Below are 20,564 nucleotides of genomic sequence, written 5' to 3'. Positions count from 1 at the left end.
TCATCGCCCTCGCAAGGTAATACGTTCGATTAGAACGAACAATATCAAAAAGAAGATCAGTAACAATACATATGCAGGCCCAGCAAAATAAGTTCCAAATGAAGGTGAAATGAGAATTATAGAAAGCACAAAATAGGATGCAGAGTTCGTAATTACTTTTGCATTAAACATTTTAAGCTTAGCAAAAATATAGCCATAAAATATATTCATGGGTGAAAGAAAAGTTAAAATGACCAGTCCAACATATCCATAATCAACAAAATTATCCATCCCTTTTGAAAAAGCAGGTGTATGCCCCGACTCCGCAGCTCCTGGATAATAGATTTCATTTACATGCAAGAATCCATATACAAAAGGTTTATCAGGAAACAAACCTCTCGGTATATAAGACCAAAATTGGCTGAAATAAACTGTGCCATTGAAAAATTTAACCACACCTTTATCAAGGTCTTGTAGCAAATAAATACTATTTCGATACTGGTCAAAATAAGACAATACTACATCGACATTCATATTTCCAATAGCTAAAAATAAATTATAGAGAATGGCACACGCTGCCAGGGGTGTAACTAAAATCAGTCCAAATTTTAAAAATCTAGATTTATTAAGACTTAACACTGCAAGATAAAAAATCGCGAATGAAAGAATAAAAGTTTTCGACCCAAGAAAAAAAACCAAGGTACAATATAATATCGCGCATAAAAATAACTTTATTTCCGAGCGCAAAGCTAACGCTCTAGAGAAATAAGATACTGAAAGCATACTTAAAGAAAAAGCATATAAAAAACCATTACCTTCTCGATAGTTTTGATAACCATCCCTGGGATTCATTAACCATCCAGAAATACCTATTTCCGACTTTGAAGAAAGAAGAACAAATAATGCAACAAACAGAACCAATGTAATATTTGATATTCTTTTTAGTTTAGCATTAGAAATCGAACAAGTTAAATAGATTTCTCTATTTTTAAATACTATATTAAAAACCAAATAAAAGAAAATTATAGATAAAACACCTGCAAAAGAGTAGATGTTATATATAAACAAAGCCTCATTATAATATTGATTTAATGCAAAGTCTGAACCATAGAAAAGAGGAGCCAAAATATTTTCCAATAGAAAAACCGGAAATAAAATAATGGCGCAAATTGTAAAGGGATTGACAATTGTAAGCCTTAGTGTTTTCGTCGCTAATAAAGAAAAAGAAAAATATAGTACTATAGCCAGTATAACATTTAAACAGTATATTATTACCACATCCCCTCCCCTACCTTAAGCCGAATAATTTTCGCTTGATTGATTTTGTTTTTTGATATAATGCTTGAGGGACAATCATTTTAAATAAAACTTGCAATGAATTATAGACAGCAAATTTTATTTTGTATGATAAGGGCATAAGAATATTATTCTTAGCAAGAATGTAAGCAATTTCTTTCTTGACTAATTTTTTATTAGATTCATTTGAACTAACACCCGAAGCATCCATTATGGATACAGGGAAATTCACATAATGCATTGTAGCTGGATCTATTGTTCTTATCATAAAATCACTATCAGCAGCAATTTTTAGTGTTGTATCAAAGCAATTAGCATTATCTTTAAAAAAGACAGAATTCTGGAAAGTACCCTGATGCGGAGGAAGTGAAGGCCGACCACACTCCCACTTTTTCTTTATTTTTCCGTAAACTCCAACTATATTACCTTTATCACTAAAATATACATCACCATATATAGTTGTTGCACTCATATTTTCGTGAATAGCATTTACTATTTTTGAAAGAGTATTATTTTCATAGAATGTATCGCCGGCTCCCATAAAAATAACCCAATCGCCATTTATGTGAGGAAGCGCTTTATTCCAGGCGTCGTATATTCCTTGATCAGGCTCACATAAAAAATAATCTATAATATCAATATATTTATAAATATACTCTAGTGTTGATTTGTTAGAGTTGCCGTCTATAACAATCCATTGAATGTTACAATAAGTCTGATTTTTAATAGATTCCGCTGTTTTGCAGAAATCTCCCTCACAATTATACGTCGATGTTATTATAGTAATCTGTAAGCCACTCATCTTAACTCACTTATTTTTCATGGCAATATAGTTTAATCTTAATTCTTTAATTAAGGTCTTTATTTTACTATCAGTGGAATACTCAATATTAAACGTGCCGGAGACTCCTTTTATTTTTGGAATGGTTGTTCCAATAACTCCTTTTAATTTGTTTTTTTTAATTTGCTCAAAAAAAACGTGTTCTAAATAAACGCCGTCAAGGTCACGCACATCTTTATAAGAATTAGCAAAAAAGTCCAAATATATTTTTTTATTTACAACATAAAATCTTGTATCAATCATATTTTCATTAAGAAAAGGAACTGGTATAAAAAAAGCTTTACCATTGAATGCTTTTATACATTGCTTATAATTATCGACATATAGTTTTGAGGTTATTTTTGCGAAACTTTCAGCATTAGACAAGTAGCGACTATTCATCAATGCATACTCAATTATTTCACCCTCTCCATAACCTTTTCCATAAGATTTAACACTTTCTGTATCGTTTTTGAAATGTAATATCTCGATTAAATCTTTGTTGATTATTTGTTTATCGTTATAGATATCTTTAGTCAAATCATAATCACTACCATCACATATTACTAGATAATCAGCACTCTTTGACAATTCTCTTATCGCTTTCAATGTAAGTGATAATCTTGAATTTTCATCAGAAAGATTTGTAAGAGGAGCATTAGGTGAGATACAAGAAGTCACTAATACTGGGATTTTCATTTTATCTTTTCCAGCCTCAACGAAATTAACATTAGTATAAAATAATCGAAGGTGACTCTTGCGCTCCAGGCATAAGCAACACCAGCGACAGAAAAATACATAATTGAAAAATATAAAACTAGCAGATATGGAATACATTCAATAAGATGAATGAGCCCCGTAATTTTTGCATAACCTTTCGATTGGATTTGGGCAAATGGAACTTGAGCAAGAGAATTGAATACAAAACCTATTAATAGTATTTGAAATATATAAGGACTCTCAGTGCTATATTGTTTCCCAAGCCATAAAGTTATAATATCACCAGCCTTCAAAGAAAATACAATAGCTATAACTATACTAGTTACACTTATTAATAGCGTAGCCTCTTTTATTATTTTTTTTCGCTCATCTTTTGTATTATTCTTACATAGCGCAGGAAAAATTGTCCTTGCTATAGTTGTCGGTAATATAAGTAACTTTGAAATTGCATCTGCAGGAGCAATATATAACGAAGCTTTAGCAGGGCCAACTGCATGTGACAAGATAAATCGGTCAATATTTGTAAGCAATGGATTAATTATGCTACTAATACTCGCCCATCCTCCAAAACTTAAAAGTGCTTTTGTTTTACTTAGACTAAAATCCATTGTAAGCCTATTATTTCTAAAAACAAAGTATACACTTAAAAGAGCACCACTTATTCTCGCAATCACTAACCCAAAAGTAGCATTAAGCAAGCCAACATTTCCATGAATAAAAATAACTGGTAGTAGCGCAGTTAAAACACCTGTGATTGTTTTTTGTATATTTAATAATTTGAATTTTTCATATCCTTCTAATATCCCCCAACAAACCATGTTAAGGAGGTAAAATGGCAGACAGTAAGATAAAAGACTTATAGCATATGCAACACTTTCAGTTTGTTCCGGACCACTGATTAAGGATGCAATCTTATGGTCGCTGTAATAAAAAATTACAGATACAACAACACCAATACATATTGTTAAAAAAATTGTTGTTGTAATTATTTGATTTGTAGCCTTTTTGTCGTTTTTATTTAATGATATTTCACGCACAACGGCTCGCGAAAGTCCGAGATCAAATATACTTGCGTATCCGACTATTGTAAAAAACATTAAAAAAAAGCCAAAGTTAGTTATTCCTAGCTCCCTCGCCAAATACCCCATCGCAGGTATTGACAATAAAGTTGGGATTGCATACCCAGCTAAATTTATCAAACTATTTACTTTTATACTCATTTTTAACTATCTTTTGTCAATAATCATGTTGTATAAATGGAGTACCCAAACAATCTTTTTGTGATAAAAGAGGTTTTTTGTATAATTGCCAATCTATATTCAACACAGCATCATTCCAAATAATACATCTCTCATGTTTTTTTGAGTAAAAATTATTAGTTTTATACAATATTTCTGAACCCTCTTCTTTTGCATAAAAACCATGCGCAAACCCCTCAGGGATCCACAACTGACGCTTATTCTCTGCAGACAAATTCACCCCAACCCATTTCCCAAATGTAGGCGACGATTTACGAATATCAACCGCAACATCAAAAACTTCACCGACAACACAGCGTACCAGTTTTCCTTGAGCATAAGGTTCTAACTGGTAATGAAGTCCGCGTAATACGCCTTTGCTGGATTTAGAATGATTATCCTGAACAAATTCAACCTTACGCCCTACAGCCTCTTCGAAAACTTTCTGATTAAAGCTTTCCATAAAGAAACCACGCTCATCACCAAAAACTTTTGGTTCAAAAATCAGCACATCAGGAATTTCAGTTTTAATTACGTTCATTTTATTAATAACCTTTAATCATTTTCAGCAGATACTGACCATAAGCATTTTTCTTCAGCGGTTCGGCTAATACTTTCACCTGCCCAGCATCAATAAACCCTTTACGATAAGCAATCTCTTCCGGGCAGGAAACTTTCAACCCCTGACGCTCTTCAATGGTGGCAATAAAGTTACTTGCTTCAATAAGGCTTTGATGCGTCCCCGTATCCAGCCACGCATAGCCACGCCCCATCATAGCGACAGACAAACGTCCTTGTTCCATATAAATACGGTTAATATCGGTAATTTCCAGTTCGCCACGGGCAGAAGGCTTAAGGTTTTTCGCCATTTCCACAACGTCATTGTCATAGAAATAAAGCCCAGTAACCGCATAGTTACTTTTTGGTTCCAGCGGTTTTTCTTCCAGGCTAATTGCCGTGCCGTTATTATCAAACTCCACCACACCATAACGTTCAGGATCATTAACGTGATAAGCAAATACCGTTGCACCGCTTTCTTTGTTAACAGCAGCTTCCATTAATTTCGGCAAGTCGTGTCCATAGAAGATATTATCGCCAAGCACGAGTGCACAATCATCGCCACCAATAAAGTCTTCACCAATGATAAACGCTTGCGCCAGGCCATCCGGACTCGGTTGTACTTTATACTGTAGATTAAGCCCCCACTGGCTACCGTCGCCAAGTAATTGCTCAAAACGTGGTGTGTCTTGTGGCGTACTAATAATCAAAATATCGCGAATACCCGCTAACATAAGCGTTGAAAGCGGATAATAAATCATAGGCTTATCATAAATCGGTAACAGCTGTTTACTGACAGCCATAGTCACAGGATAAAGACGAGTGCCGGAACCACCAGCCAGAATAATACCTTTACGCGTTTTCATTTCACCATTCCTTTTAATTCATCCCGCTCAGGCATCATAAGCGAGATGCAAAAATTTGTTAAATTGCCGTAGTCGTAAATAATTCGTTGAGCATACGTTTCACGCCCACCTGCCAGTCAGGCAAGACAAGCGCAAAGTTCTGCTGAAACTTTTCTGTATTGAGGCGAGAGTTATGGGGTCGACGGGCTGGTGTGGGATAGGCCGTTGTTGGCACGGCGTTAAGTTTGTTAAGAGCAAGGTTGATCCCTGCTTTGCGCGCTTCTTCAAATACCAGAGCGGCATAATCATGCCAGGTTGTTGTACCACCAGCAACCAGATGGTACAAACCAGCAACTTCTGGTTTGTCTACTGCTACGCGAATGGCATGAGCAGTGCAATCAGCCAGCAATTCGGCACCTGTTGGTGCGCCAAACTGATCGTTTATCACAGCCAGTTCTTCGCGCTCTTTTGCCAGACGCAACATTGTTTTGGCGAAGTTATTTCCTTTACCTGCATATACCCAGCTGGTACGGAAAATAATATGCTTCGCGCAATGTTCTTGTAACGCTTTTTCTCCGGCTAGTTTAGTTTCACCATAAACATTCAAAGGTGCTGTTGCATCCGTCTCCTGCCACGGTATTTCACCGGTCCCCGGAAATACGTAGTCAGTAGAGTAATGAATAACCCAGGCGCCGACTTCATTAGCTGCTTTTGCAATCGCTTCGACACTTGTCGCGTTAAGTAATTGTGCAAATTCCGGTTCTGATTCAGCTTTGTCTACTGCGGTGTGAGCGGCTGCGTTGACTATAACATCAGGCCGAATGCTTCTTACGGTTTCAGCTACACCTTCGGGATCACTAAAATCACCACAATAATCAGTGGAGTGAACATCAAGAGCAATCAGATTACCCAGCGGTGCCAGAGCACGCTGCAATTCCCAACCAACCTGCCCTGTTTTGCCGAATAGGAGGATATTCATTACTGGCGACCCTCATAGTTCTGTTCAATCCACGATTGATAGGCGCCACTTTTCACATTCTCAACCCATTTTGTATTGGACAGGTACCATTCCACTGTCTTTCGAATCCCGCTCTCAAACGTTTCTTGCGGTTTCCAGCCCAATTCACGGCTAATTTTATCGGCATCGATTGCATAACGGCGATCATGCCCAGGGCGATCAGCAACATAAGTAATTTGCTCACGATAAGATTTCTCTTTCGGGACTATCTCATCCAACAAATCACAAATAGTCAGCACAACATCGATGTTTTTCTTTTCGTTGTGCCCGCCAATGTTATAGGTTTCACCCGCTTTACCTTCAGTAACTACGGTATATAACGCACGAGCATGATCCTCTACATACAACCAGTCGCGGATCTGATCTCCTTTGCCATAAATAGGTAATGCCTTACCTTCCAGTGCATTAAGAATAACCAGTGGAATAAGCTTTTCCGGGAAATGATAAGGGCCATAGTTGTTCGAGCAATTAGTCACAATTGTCGGTAAACCATAAGTACGTTTCCATGCGCGAACCAAATGATCGCTTGACGCTTTAGAAGCAGAATACGGACTACTTGGCGCGTATGCTGTTGTTTCCGTAAATAACGGTAACGTTTCATTGCTATTTACTTCATCTGGATGAGGCAAATCGCCATACACTTCATCAGTAGAAATATGATGAAAGCGGAAGTTTTTTTTCTTTTCATCATCCAGACCAGACCAATAATTGCGCGCTGCTTCTAAAAGTACGTAAGTTCCTACAATATTAGTTTCAATGAATGCCGCCGGGCCGGTTATTGAGCGGTCAACGTGGCTCTCAGCCGCCAGGTGCATCACCGCATCTGGCTGGTGTTGTGAAAAAATACGAGCCATCGCTGCGGCATCGCAGATATCTGCATGCTCAAATGAATAACGTTCAGAATCAGAAATTTCAGCGAGCGATTCCAGGTTTCCGGCGTATGTTAATTTATCGACATTAACAACACTATCTTGCGTATTATTTATTATGTGACGAACAACAGCAGAACCAATAAATCCTGCGCCACCAGTAACAAGTATCTTCACTTTTTTATTCCATATAGCCAGAGAGCATGCTGTGAAATAGACTGCTCCAGATTTGATTAATAGATGCATTAATGCACGCTACCGCCCCTGGCTTAACAGCTACCAGAGCACTGCGTACATTTCCACGATGTGACGAGCGTAACCCACTCGTGCCAAATCCGAAAAATTCAAACGCTAATTGTCTTACCAAACAGCTGTAGAAACAAGGAAAATCCTGGAAAAATTTGAACTATGATTGCAAGCTAACATACTGTTTTTATTATATTTATAAAAACAACAACGGCAGTGAGATTCAATGAGCAAAACTTATGCTACGAATCTTCACTGCCGTTTTTAATTACTTACTGACCGACACTTCCAGTCAGGAATTTGTTACTCGCTTAACAACTTCTCAATGCCTTTGCGGAACTTAGCGCCTTCCTTCAGGTTACGCAGCCCATACTTCACAAACGCTTGCATATAACCCATTTTCTTACCACAGTCGTAACTGTCCCCAGTCATCAGCATTGCGTCAACTGCTTGTTTTTTTGCCAACTCAGCAATGGCATCAGTCAACTGAATACGTCCCCATGCTCCAGGTTGAGTACGCTCCAGTTCAGGCCAAATATCGGCAGAAAGCACATAACGCCCTACAGCCATGATGTCTGAGTCCAGGGTCTGCGGCTGATCCGGTTTTTCGATAAATTCAACAATGCGGCTGACTTTGCCTTCGCGATCAAGCGGATCTTTGGTCTGGATGACGGAGTATTCAGAGAGATCGCCCGGCATGCGTTTTGCCAGAACCTGGCTGCGGCCAGTTTCGTTAAAGCGCGCAATCATTGCTGCCAGGTTGTAACGCAGCGGATCGGCACTGGCGTCGTCGATAACAACATCCGGCAGCACCACGACAAACGGGTTATCGCCAATGGCTGGTCTGGCACACAAAATCGAGTGGCCCAGACCTAAAGGTTCCCCCTGACGCACGTTCATAATGGTCACACCTGGCGGGCAGATAGATTGTACTTCCGCCAGCAGCTGGCGCTTCACGCGCAGTTCAAGGAGAGATTCTAATTCATAAGAGGTATCGAAGTGATTTTCGACTGCGTTCTTGGACGCATGAGTTACCAGGAGGATTTCTTTGATCCCTGCAGCCACAATCTCGTCAACAATGTACTGAATCATTGGCTTGTCGACGATCGGTAGCATCTCTTTAGGAATCGCCTTAGTTGCAGGCAACATATGCATCCCAAGACCCGCTACAGGAATAACTGCTTTTAAATTCGTCATTATTTCATCCACCTGTAAAATGGTTGCTGAATTATAGCTTGTTCGATTTTTTTCGCCAGCATCAATTCCCCTGAATTGATTACTGATTTACTTCCGATGTTACGCCGCTTCGCTCAAGATTGCAGTAGCGTTATTCCTAAGTATGGCTCTATTTTTCCAGGAATGGTCGCAAATCTACCTGCCCCGTTCCGGCAGCTTAAAGTTAATATTTTCCACATTAACGACATGGTGATTAATCCTGTCGATATCGACTGAACTTTGTCCTTTTTCATTCACCGCATGAACATTTACCAGCGACAGTAACGTCTCGTTCTTTGCCATAAAGACACCACGAACGTCCTTTCGCAGGTCGAAATTCATGGTCAATGCCGGCCCCGCAGTGGATTCTTGCATTACGTTGATATTACGCATAAAAATGTGTTGCGGCTTGTTGTGAAGCTCCAGCGAAGAACGCTTTATTTCAATGTTGGTCAACGCCACGAATGAGACGGCATTCCCTGCGGAAATTTGGATTCCGCGCAATTTCCAGGCAATGTTAGTGTTATCAAGATGAATATTATTCAATCTGAAGTTTTGTGGTATTGAGAGATACTTACCTTTAATGACTCCGTAACCGATTAACATTCCGGCACTATTGGTCATTTCTATATTGTCAATAACAAAGTTATCACATCCATATATCGCTACCGTGGCGTTATCAATACCCGCTTTCTTGCTGAAAGCTGGCGTAATATTATGAGCCTTGATATTACGAATGATGAAGTGTTTGCCGTTCTCAACATGAATCAGTTGCCGACAATCCGCTCCCGTGATATTCGCCACCACAAAGTTTTTAACCGACTGGTCTTCCGGGTAGTTATTATTGTAAGTACTTCCTGCCAGTCCTATGCCAATACCCCAGTTGATTTTGCCGTTAGTACAGTTGATGCGCTCGATGACATGGTCAGATATCAAAATGTCGCGATCATTGATTGCTACATTCCATTCAATAGCGTCGCCCTGTAAATCGCTGAACTTACAATTGGTGATGTTGGCACCGATAATCTGGTTATGAAATCCCTGGCGTAAAATGGCGTAATTAGCGTGGCTAACAGTCAGGTTATCGATAGTCAGGTTGCGCATGACACGTTTATTTTTGCCGCCGATATAAATCTGCGTTACCGGGCCAAAGCCGCTCAACGCCAACCCTTTAATGGTGCAGTCAGAACCGCGCACATCAAGGGTGATGTTATGCATACTGCCTCCCTCCCCCCCTGTCACCTGACTGCCGTCCTGTAAGACAAGTCGCCCTCTGCCGTTGCCGCGCAGGCTTCCAAGGATGTGTAACGTTTTGCCACGAGGAATGAAGATGCCGGTGTTGATATTGTCACAAACCAATCCGGCAGGCACGACGACCGTTTGCCCTTCGCTGAAAGCCTGTTTAAATGAGGCGATCCAGTCGTGTGGATTGTAGTCGTTGATATTAACGCTTTGTCGGGCAGGAAGTGCACGGGCGAAAGGGGTATGAAGGAAGGCAAGCGCCGAGCTTGCCGTCAGGAAGGTGCGTCGGGAGAGTTTTTTAAATGGCATGCGTTCTCCTCTATAAAGCTCGCAACAAGCTGGCGAGTTCTCGGTTAATCACCTGCTGGTTAAAATCGTGTTCGACTTTTTCGCGAGCACGTTTGACGACCGGAGCCAGTTCGTCGGTGTCCAGTTGACTAAACGCCGCCAGTCGTTGCGCCAGTGCGCGTGCATCGTTCTCAGGCACCAGCCAGCCGGATTTATCGGCCTCCACCAGTTCCGGTATTCCGCTATGCAGAGTGGAAACTACTGGAATACCGACCGCCATCGCTTCCATTAGCGCCACCGGAATACCTTCCATATCGCCATCCGCACCCGTTACCGATGGCAACAAGAAAACATCCGCGTTGTCGAGCATCGCTTTCACTTCATGGCTCGGTTTAAAGCCCGGCATCTCCACCACATCTTCCAGTTGATATTGTTCGATGAGGGTGCGCAGGCGTCGTTCCCACGGGCCAATGCCGAGAATGCGATAGCGAAATGCCACGCCCTGCTCTTTCAACTGACGGCAGGCTTCAATCGCCACGTGCAGGCCTTTTTTCTCGGTTAAGCGTGCGACGGAAATGATTTCCAGCGGTGTTGCGGGGGCTTTTACCGGACGCGGGCTAAAGCGCGTCATATCCACGCCCATGCGCGATACGGCGATTTTTTCCCTCGGGCAACCCATTTTTTGCAGCCTTCCGGCCCACAGATCGCTGATCGGTAGCATCAGGTCGCCACGGCGGAACAATTGTTGATATTCGGGAGTGTAGTGGTTGAGCACTTCCCGACTGGAGATATCAATGCCATGGAAGATAGTCGCAATTTTGCCGCGAATGACACCCAGTTCGCGTAGTTTTGCTGCAGTTACCCCCGCCGGGCCAAAATGAGCGATAAAGACATCGGCATGAAACGGTGTTGAGACCTGGCCGCAAATAGCAGACAAAATCAGGTTCCGCGACTCGGCGCCATAGCGTTTGAGGTTGAGCGCCTGCCAGGTATTTTTACGATGAATGCCGCGTAAGGTCTGGCTGGCGCGATGACGCAGCTTCGCCACTTTGCCCGTAGGTTCGTCCTGTAACCAGCGGGTTCTGGCGGCAAGGTTATATTTCGTCCATGCCGAGTGGGTGTTCTGGGTGTCGCCTTTTTGCAGCGCGACAATCTCCACCTCAAATCCTATATCAATAAACGCGGTAATTTGGTTGAGGACGAAGGTTTCCGACGACAGCGGAAATTTCAGTAAAAAGAAGCCGACCTTCATTTCGCCTCCCCGATGCGCTCAAGCACAGATTGCACCATCTGCATTCCTGTCTGACGTTCGCGACTGACGGCTTCGTTAAGTCGCGCGTTCAGCGCCGGAAGCTGGCCTAAGGTATCCGCAACCATCGCTTGCAGGCTGCCGTCCAGTAAATGACGGATATCAATTGCCATCTCTGGCAGTCCCAGCTGCTGCATAATCCCGGCGGATTTATGTTCGTAGTTGATGGCAATCGCCGGAGTGGAGAAATTCATCGAGATAATGGCAGAGTGCAGGCGCGTACCGACGGTGAGTTCACAGGCCTCCAGAATTTTGCCCATTTCCAGATCGTTGAGTTCATCCATCACTACGTGGTAACGGGCAGGATCGCTGATGTGCTGGCGCAGATTAAGCGCCACCATGCGGTCGTCTTTGTTATAGCTGTCGATGCCCGTACAGGTGGAGAGCGCAATGACCTGATAGCCTTCGTCGAGAATGCGATTGACCACCCCGGCAAAGGCTTTTTCATACGCTTGCTGAGTGGTGCCGAGACGTTTGTCGAACGGTGCCAGTTCGCGCAGGGTAATTGCCACCGTTTTCTGTTGTGCGGCAACGTCCAGCCAGTGTTGAACAGCATAGCTGGCGGTGAAATCTTCTGTGTGGTGATCGACCAGCCACGCGGTATCGACGCCATGTTCAACTTTTGCGGTAGTGATATTGCTGCGTTTCATCAGTTCAAGACTGACCGATTCGCGCAGGATCAGCGCGTCGCAGTGACCAAAGACGTAGTTCGCCAGTTGGTTAAATTGCTCATCCTGGAATGGACCGACGCTATGACCAATCATAAACAGCGGCTTTTTTGCCATAAACGTGCAAAGTGCGTGTTCAAACTGCGGCACGCCGTAGAGATCGACAAAAAACGATCCGCCGACCTGGATAATGGCGTCGTAACCTGACAGCAGGCGCACGAAGTCGGTGAATCCCTGGGCGATAGCGATATTACGCAGCTTGCCAGTGTCGGTCACACGGGAAAGCAATACCTGATGCTGGTAGCGGCGACGGAGGACTTTTTTAACGCGCCCGACAACGCCCGCCGCGCTGTTGTGTTGTTTCATTTGCAGGAACAGCGGATCGCCCATTACCGGGCGATTGAGCAGCCAGGAAGAACTGACCGGATAGCGGCTCATCACGTCCACTTCGGCGTGTGGATTGAGGATGTTGATGGCATCAAGTAGGCCGCGCAAGATGGCGCTGTCGCCACGATTGCCGCAAGTGTGGTTGCCCAGAATAAGTAATTTCATTATGACCTCAAAAGGAGTTCTAAATTGCTTCGGTGCTATGGTTGATGATTAAGAGTTAAACCGGTGACATATTCAAAGCTGTGCTCGATCAGTCCCCTCGCCCCCTGGGGAGAGGGTTAGGGTGAGGGGGAAAATGCGCACGACCTTACGGGATAACCATTCACCCCGCCCGTAAAAGCATTTTCATTTTTTCGCTGCGACAAAACTGACGCTTCACTTCCACCACCAGCGGATGGCGCGATAGCACAATCATCACCACAAACGCCAGCACGCCCGTGGCTATTTGCACCGCCAGCAGCATCCCCAGCGCCAGTTGCCCTTTCAGCACAATGCCCAGCACATAACTGACCACCAGCGTCGGCAGCGAGAGATAAAACGGCAGCCACAAACTCAGAATGTACTGGCGATAACTGGAACCAAGAACCGGTTTAATCATCACGAAGTAACTCAGAATGGTGTTGATAATCTGCACCAGCAGGAAACCGAGCGTGACGCCGATCGCGCCCGCCATCTGCCCACCGATAACAATCGACGGAATAAACAGAAAGGTTTTGAATACGTTGAATTTAAAGCTGATATCGACCCGCGCTTTCGCCATCAGCAGCGAACCAATCGGGTTACCCACTGAACGCAGAAGCCCCACCACACACAGCAATTGCAGCACCGGAATAATGCTGTTCCACTTCTCACCAAAGACCAGCGGTACAAAGTTATTCGACACCACCATCAGCCCCAGCAGCGCCGGAAAGTTGATAATCCCCACCACCGACAGCAACTTGTAGAAGTTCACGCGCAGCTTTTCGGTGTCGTCCTGAATTTTGGCAAACGCCGGAAACAACACGCGGGTGATGATGGGGTTCAGCTTCATCGGCGGCACAACGGCCACGTTGTACGCAAGGTTGTATCCCCCTGCCACGCCCGCGCCGAGAATACGCGCCAGCACCAGCGTTGAAAGGTTGGTATTGAGATAGTTGATGATGCTGTCCGCCGTCAGCCAGGCACCAAAGCGTAAGTTCGGTGCCACCGACGCCAGCGAGAAATGCAGACCGGGGCGATAAATTTTGCGGCCAAAGTAGCCAAACAGCAGCGTTCTCACCGCACTATTGACCAGATAACCGAGGATCGCGGTCATCGCCAGCGGCCAGAAATGGGCGCTAACCACCGTAAAAGTGAAACCCGCCAGCACCGCGCTGGTTTCGATCATGCCGATTTTGTTGAACTCCAGCTCTTTTTGCATCAACGCGCGGAACTGCTGCCCGTGGGGGATCACCACAAACGCCAGCGACAATGTTTTAATCAACGGTGCCAGGTCCGGGTTATTCAGCACGTCGCCGATGACATCACTCAACAAAAACACCGCCACGCACACCACGATCCCCAGCCCGACGTTCAGCCAGTACAGCGTGGTGAGTTCAAGGTGACTGATTTCTTTTCGCTGAATAATGGAGTTAGCGATACCGAAGTCAGAAAGCGTATCTGCCAGCGCGATGATCACCAGCGACACAGTCAGCAGGCCGAACTGGTGGTTATCGATAATCCGCGCCAGTACGGTCATCTGCACTAGCCCGAGGCCAATGATGATCACCGTGGCAATCGCCGACCACTTCGCGCCGCTGATGGTTTTTTCACGTAAGCTCATATCAATATGCCGCTTTGTTAACGAAGCCTTTGAATACCGTCAGGAAAACGATTTTGATATCGAACCAGACGCTCCATTCGCGGATGTACTCAAGGTCGAACTCGACGCGTTTTTCCATTTTCTCCAGCGTGTCGGTTTCGCCGCGCCAGCCATTAATCTGCGCCCAGCCAGTAATGCCCGGTTTCACCTTATGCCGCAGCATGTAGCCTTCAATGAGCTGGCGATATTGTTCGTTATGCGCCACCGCGTGCGGACGTGGACCGACAATCGACATCCCCCCGGTCAGCACATTGATAAACTGCGGCAGTTCGTCCAGCGAGGTGCGACGCAGAAAGTTCCCCACTTTGGTGACGCGCGGATCGTTCTGCGTCGCCTGGGTCACCACTTTGTCGTTCTCCATCACTTTCATGGAACGGAACTTCCACACTTTGATCGGCTTGCCATCCATGCCGTAGCGAGTCTGGCGGAAAATAACCGGCCCAGGTGAACTGAGTTTCACCGCCAGCGCAATGCAGCACAGCACCGGGGAGATCAGCAGCAGGATCAGCGTTGCCAGCACAATATCTTCCGCACGTTTGAGCAGGCGGTTAACCCCGGAAAGCGGCGTGTCGTAAAGCGGCACCACCGGTACGCCGTTCATCTCTTCGATACGGGAATGGAGAATGTTGAAGGTAAAGACATCGGGGATCAGCAGCACCGAACAGGTGGTGTCCGCCAGTTGATGGACCAGTTTTTTCACGCGCGCGCCGTCGCACATCTGCATCGCGATATAGACGTTATGAATCTTGCCCGCTTTTGCATCCTCTACCAGCTGTTGCAGATTGCCCGCCCAGTCGTTAGAAACGCCGCCCGGTTTTGGGTCGTGGTATACGCCCACCACTTCAAACCCTAACCACGGCTGATTACGGAAGCTCTCCATCAGCATTTGTCCGGCGGCTAAATCCCCCGCTACGGCGACCATACGCTTGTTATAGCCATGATTACGCAGCCAGCCCGCCCCAATGCGAATACATGAACGGCAAACCACCAGTCCGATGCTGGTCAGCCCATACCACGCCAGCCAGATTTTCAGTTGCGTGTCGAAATCATTGTTGAACGCCACCAGTCCGGCGCTGAAAATCACGCTTAAGGTCCAGTTTTGTAACAACAGAGCAAATTCTGTCGCTGCCCGAACACCGCGCCATGAGCGATAAAAATCGGTGATGCCGCCCAGCATCTGGAACACCACCAGCGTAATCAGCGCCACCAACAGGTGCATGTAGAGGAATGACAGTCCGCTGACTTCGCAAACCAGCCATAGTCCGGCAAACATGATGGTGATATCTGAAAAGCGTTGCACCATAGAGATTAACGATGCATTGGTTTTCGCTCGCTCGCGCTTTTTTAGATTTGTCATCGTTGTTCCTGTTATTAGCCCCTTACCCGCAGTGGGGTAAGGGAAGATCCGACATTACTCGTTCAGCAACGTCAGCAGAGTTCGCGTTCGCGCTTCCATCAGCGGTACATCGCCGCGCGATTCCACATTCAACCGCACCACCGGTTCGGTGTTGGAGGAGCGCAGGTTAAAGCGCCAGTCGGCAAAGGTCATGCTGATGCCATCGGTGCGATCCACCGCCAGCGCCTCACGGCTAAAATGCTGTTCGACGCGGTTAATCGCCTCAACGGGGTGCGCCAGTTTGCTGTTGATCTCACCGCTTGCCGGAAACGCTGCCATCCGGTCGCGCACCAGTTCGCCCAGCGTTTTCCCTTTCAGGCACACCAGTTCGGCGACCAGCAGCCACGGGATCATGCCGCTGTCGCAGTAAGCGAAATCACGGAAGTAATGGTGGGCGCTCATTTCGCCACCGTAGATGGCGTCTTCCTTGCGCATACGTTCTTTAATAAAGGCGTGTCCGGTTTTCGACATCACCGGCGTGCCACCTGCGGCAGTCACCACATCAACGGTGTTCCAGGAAAGACGTGGATCGTGGATGATCTTCGCGCCGGGATTTTTTTCGAGGAATGCTTCTGCCAGTAGACCGACAATGTAGTAGCCCTCGATAAACTGCCCTTTTTCGTCAAACAGGAAGCAGCGGTCAAAATCGCCATCAAAGGCAATGCCCATATCCGCGCCGTGTTTGATGACCGCATTGCGGGTGTCGTCGCGGCATTCCGGCAGCAGCGGGTTAGGAATACCGTTGGGGAAATTGCCATCCGGCGTGTTGTGTACTTTGATTAATTCCACCGGTGCGCCGAGGGCTTTAAAGCGGGCTTCGATAGCGTCCACCACCGGACCCGCCGCGCCGTTCCCGGAGTTAATCACCAGCTTGAGCGGCGTGAGGTTTTTGACGTTGATATAACCGAACAGGTGCTCAACGTAAGCGTCACGCAGATTGATTTGCTGATAGCGACCGCGTTTGGTTTCATCAACGGGAGGGAAGTCGTTGGCTTCTGCCAGGCGCTGGACGTCGCGCAGTCCGGTATCACCGCTGATCGGGCGAGCCCCTTCGCGCACCAGCTTCATGCCGTTGTAATCCATCGGATTATGGCTGGCAGTAACTTCAATGCCGCCATCCACGCCGAGATGGAACGTGGCGAAATAGATCTCTTCGGTGCCGGACATACCGATATCCAGCACATCGACGCCCGCATCCTGTAAACCTTTCGCCAGCGCCAGTTTTAAGGTTTCGCTGGTGAGGCGGACATCACCGCCTAACACAATGGTTTTCGGTTTGAGAAATTCGCCATAGGCACGCCCAATACGCCAGGCGATATCTTCATTCAGTTCTTCGCCTAGTTTTCCGCGAATATCATAGGCTTTAAAGCAGGTTAATTTTTTCATATCGTTACCCTTTTTCAGGCAATAGTTGGCCCTGACCGAAGCGGCCAATTTTGTTTTTGTCGTTATTTGCCGGAGATTTATTCCGGTTGATTATTCAACTGCTACACCCGTCCGTAGCGATCCGCGAAACGCACCACATCATCCTCTTCGAGATAAGAGCCGGAGCGCACTTCAATTAAATCGAGCGGAATTTTCCCCGGGTTTTCCAGGCAATGCGTCGCCCCCAGCGGAATATAAATGGACTCGTTTTCACCGAGCAGTTTGATATCACCGTCAATGGTGACTTTTGCCGTTCCCGCTACCACCACCCAGTGTTCCGCGCGGTGATGGTGCATCTGTACCGACAAGCCCTCACCCGGTTTCACAGTTATGCGTTTTACCTGGTAGCGGTCGCCTGCGTCGATAGAGTCATATTTGCCCCACGGGCGATACACTTCGCGATGCACCCGATGCTCATGGCGACCATCGGCTTTGATCTGCTCGACCACTTTTTTCACATCCTGCACTGCATTGCGATCGGCAATCAGCACCGCGTCTTTGGTCTGCACCACCACCAGATCTTTCACCCCGACGGTGGTGACCAGGCCTGATTCGGCATACACATAGCTGTTTTCGGTTTTGTGATTAATCACGTCACCGTGGCAAACGTTGCCCTCGGCGGTGTGGGCGCTGATCTCCCATAAAGAGGACCAGGAACCGACATCGCTCCAGCCCGCATCCATCGGCACCACAACGGCATCAGCTGTACGTTCCATGACCGCGTAGTCCACCGACTCTTCCGGGCAGGCGAGAAACGCTTCTTCATCCACGCGAATAAAATCAAGATCCGGATCGACGGCGCTCATCGCTTTTTCACAGGCATTGAGAATATCCGGGCGATATTTTTTCAGTTCTTCGAGATAGCGTCCGGCGCGGAACAGGAACATGCCGCTGTTCCAGTAATATTCGCCGCTTGCCACATAGGCCTGGGCTGTTTCCAGATTCGGTTTTTCGACAAACTGCGCCACTTCAAAGGCCACCGTATCCTGCTTACCAGCAGACACTTCACCGCGACGAATATAGCCATAACCGGTTTCGGGTAGATCCGGCACAATGCCGAAGGTTACCAGCTTGCCTGTTTCAGCATACGGCATGGCGTTACTCACGGCGGTGCGGAACGCGTCTTCATCTGCAATCACATGATCAGCCGCCAGCACCAGCATTAACGGGTCACTCTCCGGGCTGTGACGTGTTGCCGCCAGCGCCGCCAGCGCAATGGCTGGTGCAGTGTTGCGCCCTGCCGGTTCGAGAATAATGTTCTCGGTGAGTTTGTTCAGTTGACGCAGCTGTTCCGCGACAATAAAGCGGTGCTGCTCATTGCAAATCACCACCGGGCTTTCGCACTCCACGCCGTTCAGGCGACAGATGGTGGTTTGCAGCATGGTGAGATCGCCTTTCAGGCATAAAAACTGCTTGGGATAAAGTACGCGGGAAAGCGGCCATAAGCGGCTACCGGAGCCACCTGCCATCACGACTGGATAGAGTTTCGACTGCGCCATAATTATCCCCGAATATCATTAATAAATTGACGTAACACGTTCTCTTTATCGAGCGTGCGTTCGGCATATTCACGTGCCACCGTGTTGTGTTTGGGCAGCTGAAGCGCCTGACGAATCCCCGCTACCAGCGCCTCGACCGATTCCGGTTCTACGCAAACCGCAATCCCCGGAAAGGTTTCGCAAAGCTGCCCAAGTTCTGTGTGGGCTTCTGCGGTAATCACCGCGTTACCGCCTACCGCCAGAATATTGGTCAACTTCGACGGCAATACGGCATCTGCCGCACCGCGTTTTTGCACCACCAGATGGCAATCGCCCATCTTCAGCAGTGCAGGCAGGGCTTCATAAGATTGCAGCGGGAAAAATTGCATGTTGCGCAGCCCACGCTGTTGCGCCATTTTTTCCAGCCGCGCTTTACCGCCGCCCTGCCCGACAATGGCAAAAATCAGCGGTTCATCACGCAGGCGATCGGCAGCTTCAATAACGTTTTCCAGCCCCTGCTTTTCACCAATATTGCCGGAGTAAAGAATGATTTTTTTGTTATCCGGCAGGCCAAGTTGGTTACGAAGGGCATCAACATCGGCCTCTGCGACATGTTGAAAACGGGCAATTTCTGACCAGTTGGGGAAGAAGATGACGTTTTCCGCCGCCACACCTTTTTCGATGGCTTTATTCATCATCGAGCGCGAAATCGTCGAGACGTTGTCGACGTTATGCAATCCGCTACGCTCGAACGCCGTTGCCAGTTGTGCCACTTTGCCGCCTTTGCCTTTTCCGGCAAGGCCTAGCCCCAGCATGGCATCCACTTCGTAATCCTGAATATGCAGCACGGTACGTGCGCCAGAGAGTTTCGCCAGCAGGCGCATTCCCGGCGTACAAAACAGCGTTGGCACCACGCCAATAATGCGATCTGGTTTCCAGCGACGTTGCGCCATCAGCGGAAAGAAACTGCTGGCGGCAAAACTACCGAGATGCAACAGTCGCTTCAGAGTACTGGGCTGTTTTGGCACATACAGCGGGCAGCGCCACACCGTGGCGGCCCCCTCTTCCCGTTTGTAACGCCAGGAGGAATAGTTCTCGCCCACCTGCCATTGCGGGTAGTAAGGCGGTGCGGTAATGACCCGCACCTCATGACCTTGTGCCGCCAGCCATTCCACCATCTCGCCGGTGTATTTGCCGATGCCGGTTAACTCCGGCGAGTAGTTAATGCCGTAGACCAGTATTTTCATAATCCGGGTACTCCGGCACGCTTCTCAGCGAGAAAATAGGCGCGGCTGTTAGCGTGAACATCGTTACTGGCGAGCAGCGCGTCCGGCGTCAGCCAGCGGTAATCGTCATGCTGTTCATCCGGCAGTAACAGCTCTTCTTCAGCGACTCTGAAGCGAAAACCGAGCACCACATAGTGAGTGGTGAAATCCGTGCCGGAGAAATTATCGTCATAAAAGTGCTGCCAGACACCGTAAAACTGGCCTGCTGTTATCGGCAGACGCAGCCCCAGTTCCGCCATCGTCAGCCGCTCAAATGCGGCTTCCAGCGTTTCGTCTTTCTGCACGCGCCCTCCCGGCACAAACCAGTAACCCTGCGCCGGGCGGTTGGTTCTTTTGCCAAGCAGAAACTCGCCGCGACTGTTCTCGACAATAAAGTCGAGAGAGACAAGCGGGGTGGAGCGCACTACCGTGGCAAAGTCTTCCTGACGTAAAAACATC

At 46.9% G+C, this 20,564-nt stretch carries 18 protein-coding genes; all 18 read right to left on the bottom strand.

What is annotated here, in order from left to right:
- The 18 genes from AACS80_RS13485 to gmm all read right to left on the bottom strand — a co-directional run bounded on the left by AACS80_RS13485 (window position 1) and on the right by gmm (window position 20,563).
- Window positions 1-1,257, bottom strand: coding sequence for an O-antigen polymerase (locus tag AACS80_RS13485; protein ID WP_171021444.1), 1,257 nt, complete (start codon window positions 1,255-1,257; stop codon window positions 1-3).
- A 10-nt stretch (window positions 1,258-1,267) separates the two neighbouring features.
- A complete protein-coding gene (locus AACS80_RS13480; RefSeq protein WP_130257584.1) occupies window positions 1,268-2,077 on the bottom strand; it encodes a glycosyltransferase family 2 protein in 810 nt (269 codons plus the stop codon).
- 6 nt (window positions 2,078-2,083) lie between these two features.
- On the bottom strand, window positions 2,084-2,794 hold the full coding sequence (locus AACS80_RS13475) for a hypothetical protein (RefSeq protein WP_138183827.1): 711 nt from the start codon (window positions 2,792-2,794) through the stop codon (window positions 2,084-2,086).
- Window positions 2,791-4,035 (bottom strand): flippase, encoded by a 1,245-nt coding sequence (locus AACS80_RS13470; protein WP_138183826.1) that lies wholly within the window; start codon window positions 4,033-4,035, stop codon window positions 2,791-2,793. The genes AACS80_RS13475 and AACS80_RS13470 overlap by 4 nt, the downstream gene beginning before the upstream one ends.
- Window positions 4,036-4,051: 16 nt before the next feature.
- Entirely contained in the window at window positions 4,052-4,594 is a 543-nt protein-coding gene (gene rfbC / locus AACS80_RS13465; RefSeq protein ID WP_138183825.1) for a dTDP-4-dehydrorhamnose 3,5-epimerase, read from the bottom strand.
- Window positions 4,595-4,598: 4 nt separating this feature from the next.
- Window positions 4,599-5,477 (bottom strand): glucose-1-phosphate thymidylyltransferase RfbA, encoded by an 879-nt coding sequence (gene rfbA, locus AACS80_RS13460; RefSeq protein WP_135410133.1) that lies wholly within the window; start codon window positions 5,475-5,477, stop codon window positions 4,599-4,601.
- A gap of 58 nt (window positions 5,478-5,535) precedes the next feature.
- Window positions 5,536-6,435: a dTDP-4-dehydrorhamnose reductase gene (rfbD, locus tag AACS80_RS13455; RefSeq protein WP_135410134.1), complete on the bottom strand. Its 900-nt coding sequence runs from the start codon at window positions 6,433-6,435 to the stop codon at window positions 5,536-5,538.
- Window positions 6,435-7,520 (bottom strand): dTDP-glucose 4,6-dehydratase, encoded by a 1,086-nt coding sequence (gene rfbB, locus AACS80_RS13450; RefSeq protein WP_138183824.1) that lies wholly within the window; start codon window positions 7,518-7,520, stop codon window positions 6,435-6,437. Before rfbB ends, rfbD begins: the two co-directional genes overlap by 1 nt.
- A 372-nt stretch (window positions 7,521-7,892) precedes the next feature.
- The gene (gene galF / locus AACS80_RS13445; RefSeq protein WP_000183029.1) at window positions 7,893-8,786 is read right to left on the bottom strand and encodes a UTP--glucose-1-phosphate uridylyltransferase GalF; all 894 of its coding nucleotides are present in this window, start codon (window positions 8,784-8,786) and stop codon (window positions 7,893-7,895) included.
- A 174-nt stretch (window positions 8,787-8,960) separates the two neighbouring features.
- Window positions 8,961-10,355, bottom strand: a complete 1,395-nt coding sequence (gene wcaM, locus AACS80_RS13440; protein ID WP_138183823.1) for a colanic acid biosynthesis protein WcaM — start codon at window positions 10,353-10,355, stop codon at window positions 8,961-8,963.
- Between the two features lie 10 nt (window positions 10,356-10,365).
- Window positions 10,366-11,586: a colanic acid biosynthesis glycosyltransferase WcaL gene (gene wcaL, locus AACS80_RS13435; RefSeq protein ID WP_138183822.1), complete on the bottom strand. Its 1,221-nt coding sequence runs from the start codon at window positions 11,584-11,586 to the stop codon at window positions 10,366-10,368.
- Window positions 11,583-12,863, bottom strand: coding sequence for a colanic acid biosynthesis pyruvyl transferase WcaK (wcaK, locus tag AACS80_RS13430; RefSeq protein ID WP_138183821.1), 1,281 nt, complete (start codon window positions 12,861-12,863; stop codon window positions 11,583-11,585). The genes wcaL and wcaK overlap by 4 nt, the downstream gene beginning before the upstream one ends.
- A gap of 160 nt (window positions 12,864-13,023) precedes the next feature.
- On the bottom strand, window positions 13,024-14,502 hold the full coding sequence (wzxC, locus tag AACS80_RS13425) for a colanic acid undecaprenyl disphosphate flippase WzxC (protein WP_135410137.1): 1,479 nt from the start codon (window positions 14,500-14,502) through the stop codon (window positions 13,024-13,026).
- A gap of 1 nt (window position 14,503) precedes the next feature.
- The gene (wcaJ, locus tag AACS80_RS13420; protein ID WP_000183120.1) at window positions 14,504-15,898 is read right to left on the bottom strand and encodes an undecaprenyl-phosphate glucose phosphotransferase; all 1,395 of its coding nucleotides are present in this window, start codon (window positions 15,896-15,898) and stop codon (window positions 14,504-14,506) included.
- A gap of 54 nt (window positions 15,899-15,952) precedes the next feature.
- The gene (gene cpsG, locus AACS80_RS13415; protein WP_135410138.1) at window positions 15,953-17,323 is read right to left on the bottom strand and encodes a colanic acid biosynthesis phosphomannomutase CpsG; all 1,371 of its coding nucleotides are present in this window, start codon (window positions 17,321-17,323) and stop codon (window positions 15,953-15,955) included.
- Between the two features lie 101 nt (window positions 17,324-17,424).
- A complete protein-coding gene (cpsB, locus tag AACS80_RS13410; RefSeq protein ID WP_135410139.1) occupies window positions 17,425-18,861 on the bottom strand; it encodes a mannose-1-phosphate guanyltransferase in 1,437 nt (478 codons plus the stop codon).
- Between the two features lie 2 nt (window positions 18,862-18,863).
- Window positions 18,864-20,087: a colanic acid biosynthesis fucosyltransferase WcaI gene (gene wcaI / locus AACS80_RS13405; protein WP_138183820.1), complete on the bottom strand. Its 1,224-nt coding sequence runs from the start codon at window positions 20,085-20,087 to the stop codon at window positions 18,864-18,866.
- Window positions 20,084-20,563, bottom strand: a complete 480-nt coding sequence (gene gmm / locus AACS80_RS13400; RefSeq protein ID WP_000479838.1) for a GDP-mannose mannosyl hydrolase — start codon at window positions 20,561-20,563, stop codon at window positions 20,084-20,086. The genes wcaI and gmm overlap by 4 nt, the downstream gene beginning before the upstream one ends.
- Window position 20,564: the final 1 nt, after the last annotated feature.

The organism is Escherichia sp. E4385 (assembly GCF_963883145.1).
GTDB lineage: Bacteria > Pseudomonadota > Gammaproteobacteria > Enterobacterales > Enterobacteriaceae > Escherichia.
The sequence above is the reverse complement of the archived record's forward strand: the minus strand, read 5'-3'. Positions and strand labels throughout refer to the sequence as shown.